Source organism: Acinetobacter sp. SW-226 (assembly GCF_055632855.1).
Map to the genome: position 1 here is coordinate 1,013,488 of NZ_CM145752.1, position 17,189 is coordinate 1,030,676.

Annotated in this window: 15 protein-coding genes, 1 tRNA gene and 1 pseudogene; 9 read left to right on the forward strand and 8 right to left on the reverse strand. The window is 39.1% G+C overall.

What is annotated here, in order from left to right; translation table 11 throughout:
- Positions 1-107: 107 nt before the first annotated feature.
- From mltB to ACZ8ZH_RS04815, 5 genes are all read right to left on the reverse strand, one after another.
- Positions 108-1,109, reverse strand: a complete 1,002-nt coding sequence (mltB, locus tag ACZ8ZH_RS04795) for a lytic murein transglycosylase B (RefSeq protein ID WP_119063093.1) — start codon at positions 1,107-1,109, stop codon at positions 108-110.
- Positions 1,110-1,578: 469 nt separating this feature from the next.
- The gene (locus ACZ8ZH_RS04800; RefSeq protein ID WP_086207962.1) at positions 1,579-2,229 is read right to left on the reverse strand and encodes a hypothetical protein; all 651 of its coding nucleotides are present in this window, start codon (positions 2,227-2,229) and stop codon (positions 1,579-1,581) included.
- Between the two features lie 27 nt (positions 2,230-2,256).
- Positions 2,257-3,069 carry an NADPH-dependent 7-cyano-7-deazaguanine reductase QueF gene (gene queF / locus ACZ8ZH_RS04805; RefSeq protein WP_119063092.1) on the reverse strand — a complete coding sequence of 271 codons (813 nt, stop codon included), beginning with the start codon at positions 3,067-3,069 and terminating at the stop codon, positions 2,257-2,259.
- Complete coding sequence (locus ACZ8ZH_RS04810; protein ID WP_004982514.1) at positions 3,069-3,842, reverse strand: ABC transporter permease; 774 nt, start codon at positions 3,840-3,842, stop codon at positions 3,069-3,071. The genes queF and ACZ8ZH_RS04810 overlap by 1 nt, the downstream gene beginning before the upstream one ends.
- Positions 3,839-4,774 (reverse strand): ABC transporter ATP-binding protein, encoded by a 936-nt coding sequence (locus ACZ8ZH_RS04815; RefSeq protein WP_119063091.1) that lies wholly within the window; start codon positions 4,772-4,774, stop codon positions 3,839-3,841. The genes ACZ8ZH_RS04810 and ACZ8ZH_RS04815 overlap by 4 nt, the downstream gene beginning before the upstream one ends.
- A 178-nt stretch (positions 4,775-4,952) precedes the next feature.
- On the opposite strand from ACZ8ZH_RS04815, the gene ACZ8ZH_RS04820 reads away from it, so the two are divergent.
- A tRNA-Arg gene (locus ACZ8ZH_RS04820) sits at positions 4,953-5,028 on the forward strand.
- A 165-nt stretch (positions 5,029-5,193) separates the two neighbouring features.
- Positions 5,194-6,419 (forward strand): annotated as a pseudogene (locus ACZ8ZH_RS04825) (tyrosine-type recombinase/integrase).
- Positions 6,420-6,614: 195 nt separating this feature from the next.
- On the opposite strand, the gene ACZ8ZH_RS04830 reads toward ACZ8ZH_RS04825, so the two are convergent.
- The gene (locus tag ACZ8ZH_RS04830) at positions 6,615-7,985 is read right to left on the reverse strand and encodes a hypothetical protein (RefSeq protein ID WP_119063089.1); all 1,371 of its coding nucleotides are present in this window, start codon (positions 7,983-7,985) and stop codon (positions 6,615-6,617) included.
- 110 nt (positions 7,986-8,095) lie between these two features.
- Between ACZ8ZH_RS04830 and ACZ8ZH_RS04835 the strand changes: the two genes are divergently transcribed.
- The 3 genes from ACZ8ZH_RS04835 (at position 8,096) to ACZ8ZH_RS04845 (ending at position 10,807) form a co-directional block, all read left to right on the forward strand.
- On the forward strand, positions 8,096-8,329 hold the full coding sequence (locus tag ACZ8ZH_RS04835; protein WP_119063088.1) for a helix-turn-helix transcriptional regulator: 234 nt from the start codon (positions 8,096-8,098) through the stop codon (positions 8,327-8,329).
- Between the two features lie 209 nt (positions 8,330-8,538).
- Complete coding sequence (locus ACZ8ZH_RS04840; protein WP_470247865.1) at positions 8,539-9,870, forward strand: YagK/YfjJ domain-containing protein; 1,332 nt, start codon at positions 8,539-8,541, stop codon at positions 9,868-9,870.
- A 1-nt stretch (position 9,871) separates the two neighbouring features.
- Positions 9,872-10,807 carry a hypothetical protein gene (locus tag ACZ8ZH_RS04845; RefSeq protein ID WP_119063086.1) on the forward strand — a complete coding sequence of 312 codons (936 nt, stop codon included), beginning with the start codon at positions 9,872-9,874 and terminating at the stop codon, positions 10,805-10,807.
- A 63-nt stretch (positions 10,808-10,870) separates the two neighbouring features.
- Here ACZ8ZH_RS04845 and ACZ8ZH_RS04850 read toward each other — a convergent pair whose 3' ends face one another.
- Both ACZ8ZH_RS04850 and ACZ8ZH_RS04855 read right to left on the reverse strand, forming a co-directional pair.
- Positions 10,871-11,392: a hypothetical protein gene (locus ACZ8ZH_RS04850; protein WP_119063085.1), complete on the reverse strand. Its 522-nt coding sequence runs from the start codon at positions 11,390-11,392 to the stop codon at positions 10,871-10,873.
- Between the two features lie 107 nt (positions 11,393-11,499).
- A complete protein-coding gene (locus ACZ8ZH_RS04855; protein ID WP_119063084.1) occupies positions 11,500-12,618 on the reverse strand; it encodes a hypothetical protein in 1,119 nt (372 codons plus the stop codon).
- A gap of 819 nt (positions 12,619-13,437) precedes the next feature.
- On the opposite strand from ACZ8ZH_RS04855, the gene ACZ8ZH_RS04860 reads away from it, so the two are divergent.
- From ACZ8ZH_RS04860 to ACZ8ZH_RS04875, 4 genes are all read left to right on the forward strand, one after another.
- Positions 13,438-13,755, forward strand: coding sequence for a hypothetical protein (locus tag ACZ8ZH_RS04860; protein WP_119063082.1), 318 nt, complete (start codon positions 13,438-13,440; stop codon positions 13,753-13,755).
- A 53-nt stretch (positions 13,756-13,808) separates the two neighbouring features.
- The gene (locus tag ACZ8ZH_RS04865) at positions 13,809-14,855 is read left to right on the forward strand and encodes a DUF932 domain-containing protein (protein WP_119063081.1); all 1,047 of its coding nucleotides are present in this window, start codon (positions 13,809-13,811) and stop codon (positions 14,853-14,855) included.
- Positions 14,856-15,004: 149 nt separating this feature from the next.
- Positions 15,005-16,048: a YqaJ viral recombinase family nuclease gene (locus ACZ8ZH_RS04870; protein WP_119063080.1), complete on the forward strand. Its 1,044-nt coding sequence runs from the start codon at positions 15,005-15,007 to the stop codon at positions 16,046-16,048.
- A 117-nt stretch (positions 16,049-16,165) separates the two neighbouring features.
- Positions 16,166-17,095 carry a recombination directionality factor gene (locus ACZ8ZH_RS04875; protein ID WP_119063079.1) on the forward strand — a complete coding sequence of 310 codons (930 nt, stop codon included), beginning with the start codon at positions 16,166-16,168 and terminating at the stop codon, positions 17,093-17,095.
- Positions 17,096-17,189 lie beyond the last annotated feature (94 nt).

The following is a 17,189-nucleotide window of genomic DNA, read 5'->3' on the forward strand; positions in this document are numbered from 1 at the left end:
TGATTAAAAAATAATCAACATTGTAACGTAATATTAAAAATGCCGAATTTTACATCATTTTTAAATATTTTTTTGTTGACATTTTAATCTTGAGTAAAAAGCTAGCCTTATCGGCTAGCAATTTCAGCCCCTAACTGCCACACCGCAGTCGCATACATACGACTCTTATTGTAGGTTGTGATCACCTGAAAATTAGGGTAGGTAATGTAATAACTTTGCCCATAGTTTTCCTGTAGTTGGATCACATTCACCATATCTAAATCATCAATTTTCACAATCGGATTGGTGGGTTGAATGCCCTGATTTTTCAGCACACCATAAGGCGTCGGTAAAGTTAAATCTTTGGCAATCACAGATTCAGGATTAGAACCACTATAGCGTGCTGCGAATCCAATTGGCTGATTACGTTGCCAGCCATGATTTGCTAAATAGTTGGCAATTGAGCCGATAGCATCCACTGCTGAATTTCGTAAATCGACATGACCGTTACCGTCATAATCCACCCCAAACTTTGGAATGTTGCTTGGCATAAATTGTGGGTAGCCCACCGCACCCGCGTATGAACCTACAACCGAGTTGGTTGGCACGCCATCTTTATAGCTCCACGCGATTAATGCACTGAGTTCATCTTGGAAATATTGCTTACGGCGTTCGTAACCAAAACCTAAAGTCGCTAAGGCATCACGAGTCACAAAATTACCTTTATTGCTCCCAAAACCTGTTTCTACCCCTAAAATGCCGAGAATGACGGACTGGGGTACACCAAATTGTTGTTCGGCACGGTTTAGGGTATCCGCATATTGTTCTTTAAAGCGGACACCACGTTGAATGGTGCTCTCTGCCATAAAGTTGGTTTTATATTCGTACCACGGTTTGCTTTCACCAGGGCGGTTCATAATGTTGATGATGTTGGGTACATTTTTAGAGCCACTCATCGCCCAATCGACTTGTTCAGCAGACAGGCCATAATTTCGCATGGTTTTTTGTTTAAAGCTGAAATAGTCAGGATGAGAAGCAAAATCGTTAGCTTGGCAAAAACTGGTGATCGACAAAGCGCCAATCAATAAAGGTAAACGTTTAACTTTGTTATAAAAGTTTAAATTTAACATAGAAGTCTAATTTCCAGAGTCGTTATTGGCAGTGGAGCAAAGCGAATAGGGGAAGGCCTATAGTTCGCGTTTCTGTTATGTCGAAATTCTTGTGAACGGAGTCTAGCGTGAATAGGCTTTAAGATAACATTGTCTGTACTGAAGAGGGCAAATAGGTATACAAAAAAAGACAAACTCAGCCTATATAAAGGACAGATCATTCAAAATAGCGCAGATTTTCAGGCAGATTATTTGCGTGACTATATAAGTCAAGTTTTACTGACTGATATAAAAAGTCTTCTATATATAGAAGCAATTAAAATTGTAGTGTTTAGAGTCTCATGACAATGACAAATAGATCTGGTCTCAGCTTATATATGAACTTTATATATAGCTTTATTAAAGACTAAGAAATCATAGCTTAGAAACAAAAATGACCCTATATAAATAGAGTCATTTGATCTGAAAAGTCGCGAAAGACTTTTAGTCCTTAAGCATGAAATAAAGTGTCGTGATACTCAGCTAAAGCTAAAAGTTCATCTTTGGTTAAATTTGGGATGATTTTATTCGCTGCAATATGAACCGCTTTAATGACAGCCGCAGAACCGATATCGGCTGCTTTACGCTTGATCATGCCCAAATCGAGGGTTTTATTAAAGTCATTCATGAAGTGGCGTACAGTCGCTTCAGCAAACTGTTTATACAGTTCGGTTAACGCGGCTTTATCTACTTCATTGCCTGCTTTAATTTCAGCAAAGTTATATTTGAGGCTGGTCACTAAGCTTGCATCTAAAGCTTCACCCACACGGAACTGACCTTCAGCATCTTTAAACAAGCTTTTTTCAGAAAACTGAATTGAAGCTTGCACTACGTCGTTTGATGCTTTGCCTAAGAGTTGCTTCAACAAAACCGCAACTGTTGACTTAATATAGCCAGCCAGTTTTTCCGCTGTGTCTCGTTTATCACTCGGTGGAAAACGGCGTACTAACTCAGTCAAAATGGCATCAATAATTTCATCATTGATCAGTAGTGCTGTTTTGTCTCGAAGTGGATATAAAGGTTCACTTGAGTCTTTCTTCTGCTGAGCAGTTTGAATAGTCTGTAAAAGTTCAGTCGATGGAATAAAACCAAAAAATGGCATCGTGTATTAACCTCAATGTTCTTTATTTTATTGTCGCGCCAATCGAATTGGGCGGGGCATCCATGACACATCTGACACACGACACGGGTTAATATCTAAACCACCACGGCGTGTATAAGCTGCGTACACCATCAGCTTTTCAGGTTTCAAATTTTGCCAAATATCGGCAAACATTTGTTCCACACATTGTTCGTGGAAACCGTTGTGCTGACGGTAAGAGATAATATAAGCCAGTATGCTGTTATAACAAGGCTTTTTACCTTTATATCTGATAAATACTGTACCCCAATCTGGTTGTCCTGTGACTGGGCAGTTACTTCTGAGTAAATGCGAGTAAATCTGTACTTCAACATCTTCAGCAGCGCTATCTAATGTCAACAGATTTGCATTGGGATGATTTTCCAATTGAGTCGGGATCAGTTCATCAATACAAATGCCTTCAGGTTGACTAACTTGCACATCATCAACATGAAACAACTCAATACTCACATCTGCGCCAGCAGCCACCGATAAATCCTGTTCAACTGTTGCTTTAAACGCAGCTTTAGACTCAAACTGAGTAAAGTTCATGCTATTAAAGTAAAGTTTTAATGACTTTGACTCAATGAGATTGGGCGAGGTGGCAGGCAGGCTAATGCGACCAATGGCAACTTGTGGAACACCATGGGTGTTTAACCAAGAAATTTCAAAAACATGCCACCAGTCTTTACCTTGTTGAATACCTTCAACATGTGCATAGTGCTCACGTGCTGTGGCACGCGCAATAGGAAAAAGAATATCGGGTTGATAAGTTGTAGGGTAATTGGTGTCTTTACCCAAAAGAGAATGTTCTACACTCATTATTCACGCATTCCTGAACCACGAGAAAGTAAATAGTAAGCAATGCCATAAAGCACTGCACAACATATAGTCATAACAGATAGGGAGACGACGACATTAACATCGCTATGACCTAAAATACCGAAACGAAAAGCATTGACCATATATACAATCGGATTGATCAACGATAAATTTTGCCAAAAAGGGCTGAGTGCTGAAATGGCATAAAATACGCCACCTAAATAAGTTAAAGGCGTCAGCACAAAGGTTGGAATGATGGAGATGTCATCAAAAGATTTGGCATACACAGCATTGATAAAACCACCTAGTGAAAATAAGAACGAGGTGACCAAGACGGTGTAAATGGTAACAAACCAATTGGTAATATACAGGTCAGTAAAAAATAAACTCATAGCCGTCACAATAATACCGACCAAGACCCCACGACAGACACCGCCTAAGACAAAGCCCCATAAAATGGCATGCAAAGGTACAGGACTCATGATCAGCTCTTCAATACTTTTTTGAAATTTGGCACTAAAAAAGCTCGAAGAAACGTTAGCATAACTGTTGGTAATCACCGCCATCATAATCAGTCCAGGGACGATGAACTGCATATAGCTAAAACCGCCCATCTCGCCAATACGAGAACCGACCAAATTACCAAAAATCACAAAGTACAAACTCATGGTAATGGCAGGTGGAAGTAAGGTTTGCGGCCAGATACGCATAAAGCGGCGAATTTCTTTATGCACCAGAGTATATAAAGCTACGCTAAGTTGATTTAAGTTCATGGCGTAGTTCCTTCGAGATTTTTTTCGACCATCTTCACAAACAGTTCTTCTAAACGGTTGGATTTGTTCCGCATACTACGAACTTGGATCCCTTGCGATTCGAGCAATTGAAATAAGTCATTGAGAGTATGTGCTCTATCCATAGTCACTTCTAGAGTCACGGCGTCGACTAAGTGGAAACGAACCCCAATAATGTCGATATGAATCGGCTCAATCGGTGTGGCCAAATCAAAAATAAAGGTTTCCTCATTGAGCTGATTGAGGAAATTTTTCATGCCGGTGTCTTCTTTAATCACACCACGGTCAATAATGGCAATTCGACGACATAGCATTTCCGCTTCTTCTAAATAGTGCGTCGTTAAAATGATCGAGGTACCTTTACTGTTCATTTCTGTGAGGAAGTCCCACATCGAACGACGCAGTTCAATGTCAACCCCTGCGGTAGGTTCATCTAAAATAAGGAGTTTTGGTTCATGCATCATGGCACGGGCAATCATCAGGCGACGCTTCATACCACCTGAAAGCATGCGAGCTTGAACACCACGTTTTTCCCATAAGCCGAGTTTTTCTAAATATTCTTCGGCACGAACTTCTGCAATTTTTTTAGGAATACCATAATAGCCCGCTTGTGTGACTAAGATATCGAAGGTTTTTTCAAACTGACCGAAGTTAAACTCTTGAGGTACAACTCCTAAGCACTGTTTGGCTTGAGAAGGGTGGGTGTCGAGATTATGTCCAAAAATTTCGACAGTACCTGCGGTTTTCTTGGTCAATGAGCTGATAATACCAATCGTTGTAGATTTGCCTGCACCATTTGGTCCAAGAAGGGCATAGAACTCACCTTCAGGAACAGTTAGATTGATGCCTTTTAAGGCCTGAAACCCATTTTTATAGGTTTTGGACAAATCTCTTAACGTCAATGCATCAGTCATGAAATTCTCGAATGATTAATAATGGCACTATTGTGAGCGATTATGCCTAATAAACCAAGTAATCTACTCGCAATTCTGTGTTGCAGATATGGAACATTGTATAAAGCATAAGCAGGAAAATCACTCTAAGCTATATAGATGCTTTACCTTGTGATTTTTTTTGATATGATGTGCTCGCGCGCTCATAGCTCAACTGGATAGAGTACAGGTCTCCGAAGCCTGTGGCGTGGGTTCGAGTCCCGCTGAGCGCACCAATTTTACGTTTTATCCCATCCCAAGATGTTCTGTATATATTGAAAATAAAGGGTTTTAAGCTTATTCTTGTTTCATGGTGTCCCATGACTTCCACAACTTACCGCAACTTATAACGGTAAGAACTGCGGTAAGTTTAAATTTAACTTTTTTAGTTACCGTGAAACATGGCAAAACTCGTTATAAGTTTGACAGATAAACAGCTTAAAGCTGCGATTATTAATCACCGAAAAGAAGAAAATAAATCATTGGTTAAGCTAGCCGATGGTAATGGACTTTTTTTCTTATTGATAAAAAGGGATATATTTATTGGCGTTTTGACTATACAAGGCCAATAAGTAAAAAGCGTAACAGCATTTCCTTTGGAGCATATCCAGACGTATCTTTAGCAGAGGCCCGTGAAAAAAGAGCCGAATATAGAAAACTAATTGCTCGAGAAATTGACCCAGCTATTGAAAAACAGAAAGTTGAGGAAAAAGCTCAATTTGCCTTGAATAATACATTTAAGGCAGTAGCGGAAGAATATCGCAAAACAGAAGAGCTTGAAGCCAGCACACAACGTCGTAATGAATTTGTTTGGACTAAATTATATATGGCGATAGGTAATTATCCTATTTCAGATATTACCGCTACCCAGATTTTAGATGCTTGTCGATTATACGAAAAACAAGGCAAAACGGATTCAGCTAAACGGATGCGTAGTAAGGCTTCGCAAGTTTATCGTTATGCGATTGCATTGGGCTTATGTCAATTTAATGTAGCTGATCAGATCAGTGGGATTTTAAAAACAGGAAAGGTGCAACATCGATCAGCTATTACTGATACTGAAATGTTGGGCCAATTGTTGAGAAATATAGACCAAAACTTTGGGCGTGGTGAAATTGTAGTTGATTATGCTATTAAAATTTTACCGCATGTTTTTGTCCGCCCAGGCGAGTTACGTGCTGCAAAATGGGCAGATATTGATTTTGAAAATAGATTATGGAAATACACACCACCCAAAACAAAAAATCAAACAGCTTTAGAGCACATTGTTCCATTGTCGGATCAAGTTTTTTCATTTTTTAAAGCTCTGTATGTAATTATAGGACAGACAGAATATTGCTTTACTTCAATGCGTAATTCGCAAATTGTCATTAGTGACTCGACAATTAATAAGCGCCTTAAGCAGTATGGGTTTGAAAACGGTGAAACGACGGGTCATGGTTTTCGAGCAACTGCACGAACGTTACTTGATGAGGTTTTAAAATTTCCAATTGAGCGTATAGAGCAGCAGCTTGCACACCAAGTCAGAGATATGCATGGACGGGCTTATAACCGTACTCGATATCTTGATGAACGCAAGGTGATGATGCAAGCTTGGTCTGATTATCTAGACTCACTGAAGGTATAAATATTCGCAGAATATTTAGCTTTTATAGAATTAGATTTCTATCTACTTTTACTATTGATTGTTAGCTTCGCTCACAATAATTGGTAGCCTGTAAAAAAATAAGGCCCTGCATATATTTTAGAAGTCAGCAGGCCATTTTAGCGATCAACCTGCTGAATTAGTGTATTCACACTGCCGGTTAAGATGTCTACAGCCTTAGATGTTTATGACTTTTGATAATTTTTTGGAAAGTAGTTCCAGCGTATCGGGCACAGTGCTTTTTAAGCTATCTTTGCTGATTTTATGCGTATGAGGTGCTCCATTATTTGTACACAAAATGCTTTCAATTTTGCCTGAGATAGCATTCTGAGTCGCTGTACTCATTTGGATATCTTCAAAACTACTGAGTAAATCATACAACCTATCCATATGCTGAGTTAAATCATAATCATCATTTCGATTGATACATTCAGCCAAATCATGAGCTATTGCTAAATCAAAAGTTGCTTTTTCTACATCGGGAATTTCTATATTCGACTGTTCTAATAATATTTTCGAATAATTGATACCTTGGAATTTGGTTGGGTTACCTTTCAGAATTTTACTTTTGAAAACTTGTTCATAGAAAATTAGGCTGATCAGTGCCGATAAAACAGTATCAGCTCTTTTTAGCGTAGAGGATGCATTCCCCACAATATCCAGTTGACTACGAGTTTGGTGAATTTTTTGGAATTGTACTTCGTTGATAGGAATTGCTGCATTCAAACCATTTCTAAGTCGATCTACTTTTCGTGCAACCATATGATGTAAGAAATCATTGATGATGGAAGGCAAATTGTTAAGCTCCTCATCTAAGTGAATATTTAAACTGAGATATTCTGCGGATGTGGCATTTAAGTTATAAGAAGAAGCATCGATAAACGATTTGTTATATGCAGGTAAGGGTGAGTTGTATTTAAATAATCGAGAAAGTACCAATCTGCATTCTTCTGGAGTAGGCTGTTTAGTAATATTTGGGTTTTTTACTTTGCTATTATTAAATTTATGGTAGTCAATGAAAATCATAAAATAATCTAAAAAAAGCTGTTCAATCGTCCAATGTGGGAAAAGATTTGGCAGATATAAATTATTGTTTTTTAAATGGGTTCGAAGAGTTTCAGATAGGTGGGTATCATTTGAAATTCTTTCGTATTCTTTGATCTGATCCCAGAAAAAAGCATAAGACTGGTCAAAAAGCTTTAATATTTCATAGTGTTGTAACAAGTCATTGATTAGGTATTCATCTGCTAAAGATAATTCATGGGTTTGACAATACCCTACGACATGATCGATTAATCGCCGATCTAAAAGAATAGTTTCAACATTTTTTTGAATTACTGTAGCTGATAGGGTGGTCTTTTCTTGGTATTTTGCAATGAGCAGGTCTTTTAAATTTATCCCTATTTGAATGATTACATGTTCGAGATAGACATATAAATCTGGAAAAGTTGCCTGAAATTCTTTGTTCTGCACCGCTTGCTGGATAAGTTTTTGCATAACAGGGTGAGCGATTCTGAAAATTTCATGATCGAAGACTGGTTTACTCATATAAATACACTACTTAACTATTCGGAAACTTGTTTTTCTGAAGTTTCTCGCGATTCTACTGCACATTTACATCTGAAGACATCCACACATGTTTTAAATCGGAGTAAGTAATGCAATCCACAGAAACTAAAAAAAACCAGATCCTTCGCACGAAGCAAGTACGTGAGTTATGTGGGATAGGGAGAACAACCCTGTATGACAAAATGAATCCCAAATCCAAACGTTATGATGCTACTTTCCCGCGGCCAATTAAGCTGAGTTTGTCCGCTGTTGGTTGGTTTGAGCAGGACATCGTTGATTGGTTAAATTCGAAAAAAGTTGATGCCATCAGCGCGATAACTTAACACACCTTAAATCAACCCGTACCTCGATTACACCGTAAACCCTGAGTTTCAATACGATGGATTTATGGTGTGATCTGCATTCGGCTATTTGTGGAACTTATATGATTAATATATTACTTATTAATTATAAGTAATTAAATTATATAAATATTTAATAAATTTAATATCTACAAGCTTGAATGTAATGAATTACTGATGAGTCTATTATCATGAACCAAATACCCTATGTTATGAACAATAATCAGAAACCAGTTTTATCCAATGAATACTTAACACATGTACCAGAACTATTTCTGAATCAGCAAACAGAAATAAATGAAACTGACCCATCAGATCGGTCAGTACAAATGACAGTCACAGCAGAAGAGCAATTTCTATTATTCAATTCTATGTATGACGGATGCTTAAATGCAGCAGATGATCAGCATACAGGTTCATTGGTGCTAGATTATTTAACGGAATACAATGAAGAATTTGATCACTATGTCATTCGGTCTAACCCTGAAGCTGAGAAGATATTTGCTCGGATAGAATTGGTTAATAGAATAATTGAAAAACAACATGTACATGCTTATCAGGAGTTACATGCAAATAATCCTCTTAAGAAGCCCTATAATAAATACGGAATGGTTGATAAGCAGTTAATACATTTACTTAAAAAAGTGATTGAACAAGATTGTGAGCCATTAGAAAAATATGATTGTGAACATAGTAAAATAGTTGTACAGGCTTTCAATGAAATTTTAAGCCAATTTGACCGTAGAGATTTACATTCATTTTTTAATACTCCAAATGAGCCTTTTGCTGTGAACAGTCCAGCTGGAACTAAGGCATTTATCAGCTTTACTCAGCTAATGAATCAATTTGTTGAACGTTTATATCAGCTTACTCAAGAGCAAGAATTTAAGTATCAACAAAAGAAGCGAATGGATCGATCACGATATCAGCAAAAAGTTGCTACAGATTGTGTAGATGCGATACTAGCTTTGCATTCAAGAATTGTAGTTGCTCGTGTTGATTTTCGTTATGGTAGAACACAAGATCCAAGCCTCAGCCAAGTCAAAGAAGATTTAATAACATGCCTTCGGTATATAAAGCGTACTAAGAGTTTGAATGTATTAGGCTATACGTGGAAACTGGAATTTGCTGAGCATACAGGCTATCACTACCACTGCTTTTTCTATTTGGATGGTCGTAAGCATTCACAGGATATTAAGTTAGCACAGCAAATCGGTGAGATTTGGAAAAAAGTGGTTGGCAGTGAAGGTACTTACCATAATTGCAATCTTGATGCGCATAACGGTAAATATCCAGAGATTGGTATTGGTACAGTACAGCGTAATGATTTGGATAAATATCGCATTTTGATTGAAGTTATCCGATATATCACGAAACGAGATCAGTTTATTGTACATAAACGGATTCTAGAGGATGAGCAAAAAGAGCGAGAGCTAACTGATAAAAAGGCTTATTTTGTCCGTGTATTTGGGACGAGTTTTAAAATAAAACCTACTGTAAATGCCAAGCAGGAGGGTGTATAAGATGATGCATTATGCTGCAATTCCACAAGCCCAAGCTTTACAACAGATACAATTTTTTCCGTTTACGTTGGATACTCAAGCACATTATTTTTTAAGTCAAAGTGTAAGAAATGCCAGTCGAATTGAAAATGGAAAGCTTTTGGTGCGGGACAAACGTGCACCAAAATGTTTAGATCAAGACTATCGAGCATTCTTGAATTTCTTGCCATGGTTGAATCATCAGCGTATAGCATTACATGGGTTTCAATTGAATCCATATTGGAAAGCTATGATAGATACAGTAGGTTTTTCACATTACGGTAATTTAAATTATAGTTTTGCGAATGCTGATGCTATTCATGAGCGGTTTAAACTTAAGTTTGTAAAACGACGTATTGCGCTGGAAAATTCTACATTTATAGCGCCTATTACAGAGCAAATAAAAACACAAAAGGCAGTATTTAAACGCTGTTTGGACAAGCATAAGCAGATGAATTGCTTGCTCTTAGAACTACCGTGTATTTTTACTAATCCATTGCAATTCCATGATGAAGTTAAATTGTCGAAGATTACTCGTAAGTGGCGAGAACGTTTGCATAAGTCCGAAGAGTTAAGTAGCAAGTTGTATGATGTGCAATGGCGTATTGTAAAGTCGTTGAATGGTTTTTACGTTATCCATGCAATGATTTATGTCATTGGTGATGAAGCACAATATTCAGATTTTATTTTACAAAAATGGAGGAGAGCGTGCTTTAAAAATGGATATGATCTTATGCAAGGATCGCCATATCAAGTTTTGGAAAAATATTGTTATTTCGCGGACAGTGATATGCGTAGCTTTTGGCGTTTACAGATTGAGCTTTGCAATGAGTCATTGAAAATTTATAGATATGCAAGTGAACATATTTCATATTTGTGGCAAACCTACATAGGCAATATACTTATTAACAGTAAGTAGCTGATACATAAGGCGTTCAATACAGAACGCCTTTTTTATACTTGCATGGGTTTTTGAGATGAATTAAAAATTATAGGTATAGGTCAATCCGCTGTTGGTAGTGATGGTCACCTCACGCACATTTTCAGCAGCACAACCGAGATACACCTGAGCTACTGAGCCATAGCGCATATTTTGATAATCATAAAAACCTTTGGTTCTACAATTACCACGATTGATTGAAACATTGGTCAGGCTGGTGGGGTCATTATTTAGTGACATGATATTGAGTTTATCCACATAGCCTGTCATGGAATATTGTGATTCATCACGACGAACACGGACTTCAAATTGTTCCTGTAAGGGTGGTTCTTGTGACAGTTCTTGTGCTTGCTCAGCATCAGTACCATTTTCTAAAAATGATTTATCAACGACAAAATCATCCTCGGATGGATTGGCCATCTCAGACTGAGCAGAAGTGCTATTCTCAGTAGAGTTTGTTTGTGTTTGGGTATCTTTAGGCTTTGGCGCATCATTGCCTGAATTACAGGCTGTTAAAGTCAGCAACAGCACACTAGATAAAAAAATAGATGGAATAAAATTCATTATAAATACCTGTTCTTAATCGAATATGGTGATCTACAGGGGTGAGCCCACTCTTGTATGTTTGATAGTTAATAAAATCAATGCCTTGATCTTTATAGGTCTGAGAATTACTCCCCGATCTTTTTAAATACATTCTCAATCGGCGTGTAGTTATCCAAAGTAAAATCAAAATTAATTGGCTTTTTTAATGGGACATCAAATTTCTTTAATCGAGCATTTTCGATACCGTTGAAATGCTTTCGTTGAAAAGACATCGTACTCGGCTCAAGTATTGCGATAGGCTCATTTGCTGAACCAGTTTGAGTATTGTTAGCTTGATAAATGACTAAGCTATCCAACTCTAATTTATTCTTATTAAAGTTAAAAATGTAACCGACATACTTTTGTCCACCAGCTGTAATAATATTTTGGGCTAGCTCTGGCGTGGATGTGGCTGTGAAATTTACGATAAGATCAGATGAGAAATTCATGTCCTCAAAATGTAACTGTTTCGAATCAGCATCATAGTAAACAAAGTTATCAATCGGGCCACTTGGTCGATCATTGGGTGTATAGCTACTCGGCATGAACAAACTTTGTGAAGAAGTGGCATTTAAACTTATTTCTAAAAGCTTTAAGTCATATTTTAGATGGGCATTTTTACTATCCAGTTCATTTTGAAGTGTCTGAATACGTTGTTGATATTGCTCTGTACTTTCAAATTGATCTTTTTGTGGTGGAATCACCTGCATCGTCGATCTTATATAATTGATTGCCGTATCATGCGCTGCACGCAAAGAATAGTCGTCACCCAAAGCAAAGGTGAATGCAGGAAACTGTTGACCTGTATGCCCGATTACCAAAACTTGATTGTTTTTTAAAGCCAGAGTATTTCTTAAGTCATTGAGAACCGTCTGGAAATTCACGCAATTTACACAATTTTCAGCAACATCGTCATTTTCAGCAAACATCTGTAATCCAGATATCGTTTCATACGGAGGATAAAATGAAAAATACCCCTCATCTTTTATTAATTCCTGAAAGTCTTTTGCTGTCTTTGTCAGCGGAGGGGTAATTTGATTTCGAGCGATAATCAAAGGAGAAGAAACAGTTTGTACGTGGGCATCATCATTCAATGACATTTTTTCAATACTTTGAGTAAGTTCTTCGTTCTTTGCATCGTTTTGTGGTTTTGAACAGCCTACCAACGCTAGGCTGGTAAGCAGTGCAATTGAAATGTATTTCATCCTATTATTTCCCCATCAAATATTTTTAAAATTTTAAAAATTCATTATGAAATTGACTGTAACTTCAAATACATTCTTCGACGCTGTCACAGGCCCTAGGTATGTTGTTACTGAGCACAATAATGACCACTTAAATCAGCTGTACGATCAATTTCATAAGGTTTTTCCAGCACAAAGCAGCCCCTGAATTAAAAACTCAGTGGTTGATCAGTGCGGTGAAATGAATCAGTGCACAGGGCAAGACAATAAAGTTGGAATCGGAATGAAATGCCGAAGTCGAGAAGTAGGTATAAATGAAGCGAGTGCAGGGGAAGCACAGAAATTGAATAGCGTCATAGATGACTCCTATATGCATTAGAAGTTCTACCGAATCACTGTCAATTGATTATGGTGGCAGAACGAAAGGGGGTTGACAGACTGGGCATATAGAACCAGCACGCGCGAACGCGTCCCCCTCCCGTTCTACCGCAAAGGGGGACGAGAAGGTTTCGCACAAGTAACATACTCAGGAAGAATATGGATACCTGATACGCTATACGCTCGGTCTGTCAAAACCGACTGGCAATGTAGGCCAGCCCTTGCATCATAATCGCTGATAAAAATCAGGTCAATTGATCCCTGTATCCAGTCATTAAAATTGATGTAAAAAAGCATCGATTAAAAACACATACTAAAAAAATACAGATACATATCATCTGAATGAGAAGCATGTGGCTCCTTTAAAACAGCCCTATGTCATAACCCGATTCACGTTTTGCCTGCTTTCCCCCAAAGCAGGCTTTTTTTATTTCACTCATTTTTATTACAGGAATTAGTCAGATGAGTTTGCCTTGTCCTTATTGTCAGTCCCGAGACACGGTACTGCTGGAATCTCCACAACATTTAGTGATCAACAGTAATTCACCTTCAGCGCAAAACAATGTGATGTCACCTCTGGCACTGGCGACGTTCGGTATCAGTGTTTCTAAAAGTTTAAATATCCCCCCGATTGCAGGTGCCTTAGTGGGTGTCCTGATCGGTGGCATTTGGATGCTGATGACGGAGGATGAAGTTCAAAGTAACTCCCATCCTGTTTATACCCGACATTATTACTGCAATGACTGTGACCGTGATTTTAGTCCGAGCCTGCGTAATTAAGCTTTTTCATCTTCATCTTTTACAGCAATTCAACTTTTACAGGAATTAAAATCATGGCACATCAACTTGAACAAATGGCCTATGTCGGTGAAACCCCTTGGCATGGCTTAGGTAATCAACTCACGCAAAACCAACCGATTGAAGTCTGGGCGCAGCAGGCGGGGATGGACTGGCGCATTGAATCCTCTGATGTCAGCTATATGGCTAAAAATGATCGTGGACAAAGCATCATTATGCCGTATGAAGAGCAACGGGTGTTATATCGTTCAGATACCCATGCACCATTGTCTGTGGTCAGTCAGCGTTATCAGGAAGTGCAACCCAAACAGATCTTGGAGTTTTATCGTGATCTGACTGAACAATCAGGTTTTGAATTAGAAACAGCGGGTGTACTCAAAGGCGGGAAGAAATTCTGGGCTTTAGCTCGAACTGGACAAAGCTCAGCTTTAAAGGGCAAAGATGTCAGTAATGGTTACATCCTCTTAGCCACTGCGTGTGATGGCACTTTAGCGACCAGCGCACAATTCACCAGTATCCGTGTGGTGTGTAACAACACCTTAGCGATTGCTCTGAAAGGTCAGAACTCAAGTGCAGGTGTAGTCAAAGTGCCGCACAGTACCAAGTTCGATGCACAGAAGATTAAACAGCAACTGGGTATTTCAGTGCGTACATGGGAGGATCACATGTATGAAATGAAACAACTCAGTCAGCGTAAAGTCACACAGACTGAAGCGGCAGCATATTTTGATGCGGTATTTAACAATACCAGTCTCAGCCCAATTGAGCAGGACGAAGGCATTATTCAGTTCTATCGTAATGTAGCAACGCAAGCCAATTCAGCCACGAAAGCTGAAAATAAGACGGAACCGAATGGTCGAGCGATGTCTAAAGTCATGACCATGTTTAACGGGCAGGGTCGTGGTGCAGAACTGAGTTCAGCCAAAGATACCGCGTATGGTTTACTGTGTTCGATTACGGAATTTTCAGATCACGAACGTCGTGCCATGAGTCAGGATCATCGACTCGATTCTGCATGGTTTGGTGCAGGAGCAGGTCTCAAGCAACGTGGACTCGAACAAGCTTTACGGATGTTGGCCTAATTTCAAAGCATCTATTGATTAGCCTAAGCCAACTCATCGCAATACTTAAACGCTCAACCTTACAAAAATTTAACCCTTTTTATTCAAAAGCTGTGTCTACGGACACGGCTTTTTTTATGCCCAAAATTCAACAATGACAGGAAATTGCTATGAACTCAGCCGTAATTCATCCAAACAACGCGACACTAAATATTCATGCCAACCGCCCAAAACTGTTTACAGCAAAGCGTTTTGTAGAGACTAAAAATATGACTCAAGCCGAATGGCTGGAAGTACGACGCAAGGGCATTGGCAGCAGTGACTGTGCCGCAGCCTGTGGACTTAATCCGTATATGTCGATGCTGGAATTATGGATGATCAAGACAGGACGGATTCAACAAAACATTGAAGAGGACAGCGAAGGCCATGCACCCTTGTACTGGGGTAAACAGCTTGAACCTTTAGTGGCTGAATACTACAGCATGCATACCCAACATAAAGTCCGTCGGGTCAATGCGGTGCTGCAACACCCTGATCCTGAGAAGCATTTTATGTTAGCCAACTTGGATTACTCTGTGGTGGGCAATCCTGAAGTACAGATTCTGGAATGCAAAACCGCAGGAGAATATGGTGCCAAGCTATGGCGAGATGGTGTACCTTTATATGTGCTGTGTCAGGTACAACATCAATTGGCAGTCACAGGCAAACAAACAGCGCATATTTGTGTGTTGCTGTGTGGACATGAAACCAAGATTTTTAAAGTCACACGCTCAGAGTCAGTGATTCAACACATCATCAATGCAGAGCGTTACTTCTGGGACTGTGTGGAAAAGGATACACCACCTGAAGCGGATGCCAGTGAATCGGCAGCCAAAGCACTCCAACTTTTATATCCAGAACATGTACCACTTTCGACCACGGACTTATCTGAAGATGAGCAAGCCAATCAACAGTTTGAGCAACTGATTCGAGTACGCAATCAAGTTGAAAAGCACCAAGAGCAATTTGACCTACTTAAACATCAGCTACAAGCCAAGATGCAAGAGGCTGAACGCGCAACCTTTAAAGCAGGTTCAGTGACGTGGAAAAAGGCTAAAGACACGGTCAGTTTAGACAGTAAAGCTTTACTCAAATCACATCCTGAGTATTTAAACCAGTTTCCACAAGCCAAGCAAGGGACACGGCGTTTTCAGATTTATGCCAATCGTGGATAAGTTCATTTTATCCATATAAGCATCAGACAAGATACCAACAAGCAAGCTCATATCAGCCCTGCCCACAGCATGGGCTTTTTTATGCTTATTCAATTTATAGAAAGTGAGGATATCAACATGATCAAAGGTTTAGCGATTACTCCGCCAATACTCGGGCGGATCAGCATCGGTAAGATGGTGGAAAAGAATGGTAAACGTGTCCCTGAAAAGGATGATCAATTTACCTTGACCTCCCAAATCCAAAATAAAGAGGGTTGGGTAAAACATCCACTCGATGAACAACTCCGTGCCAAAGCACCCAATCAAAAGCTACGGACTATTCCAGTACGGATGATCTTCAATGATCCTGAACTGAACTTACGTGCTGAGTACAGCCTATTTGACCGACAAACGGGTAGACCTGTTTGTGTGGGTAATGGTGAAACTTGTCAGCGATTGACCAACCAAGGGGTTGAACATCATCCCTGTCCATCACCTGATCTATGCTCATTGGCACAAGGCGGGTTATGTAAGCCTTATGGGCGTTTGTATGTGAACTTAGATGAATCGGATGAATTTGGCAGTTTTGTATTTAGAACGACAGGCTTTAACAGCATTCGTACTTTGGCAGCACGACTCCGTTATTACCACGCAGCATCGAATGGTCTGCTTTCATGCTTACCACTACAACTCATCTTAAGAGGAAAATCTACCATGCAGAGTTATCGAACACCTGTGTATTACGTGGACCTGACTTTACGAGAGGGTATTCATTTACAAGAGGCGATTCAAACCGCTAAGGAGATTGATCAGAAAAGTAAGTTGGTTGGTTTTAATCAGATGGCTTTAGATCAAATGGCAAGGCAGGGTTATGGCAATGCACAGTTTGAAGTGAATACGGAGGAAGGGTTGGATTTGGTAGAGGAGTTCTATACGGAAGAATCGTCTAAAGCTGAGCAACAGCCTATTGGTTCGAGATCCAAGACTATACCTAAGCTCAATCAAGATGATGGATTTGTACAGGATATGCAGAAAGGGTTGCAGCAGTCTGTCAGTACAGTGAATTGATACTTAAGCAAAACGCGAAAGTTAAACTTTACGAATCGCTCAATTATTTGAGCGAATTTTCTCTAGCATTAAACATCATGAATGTGATCATAGG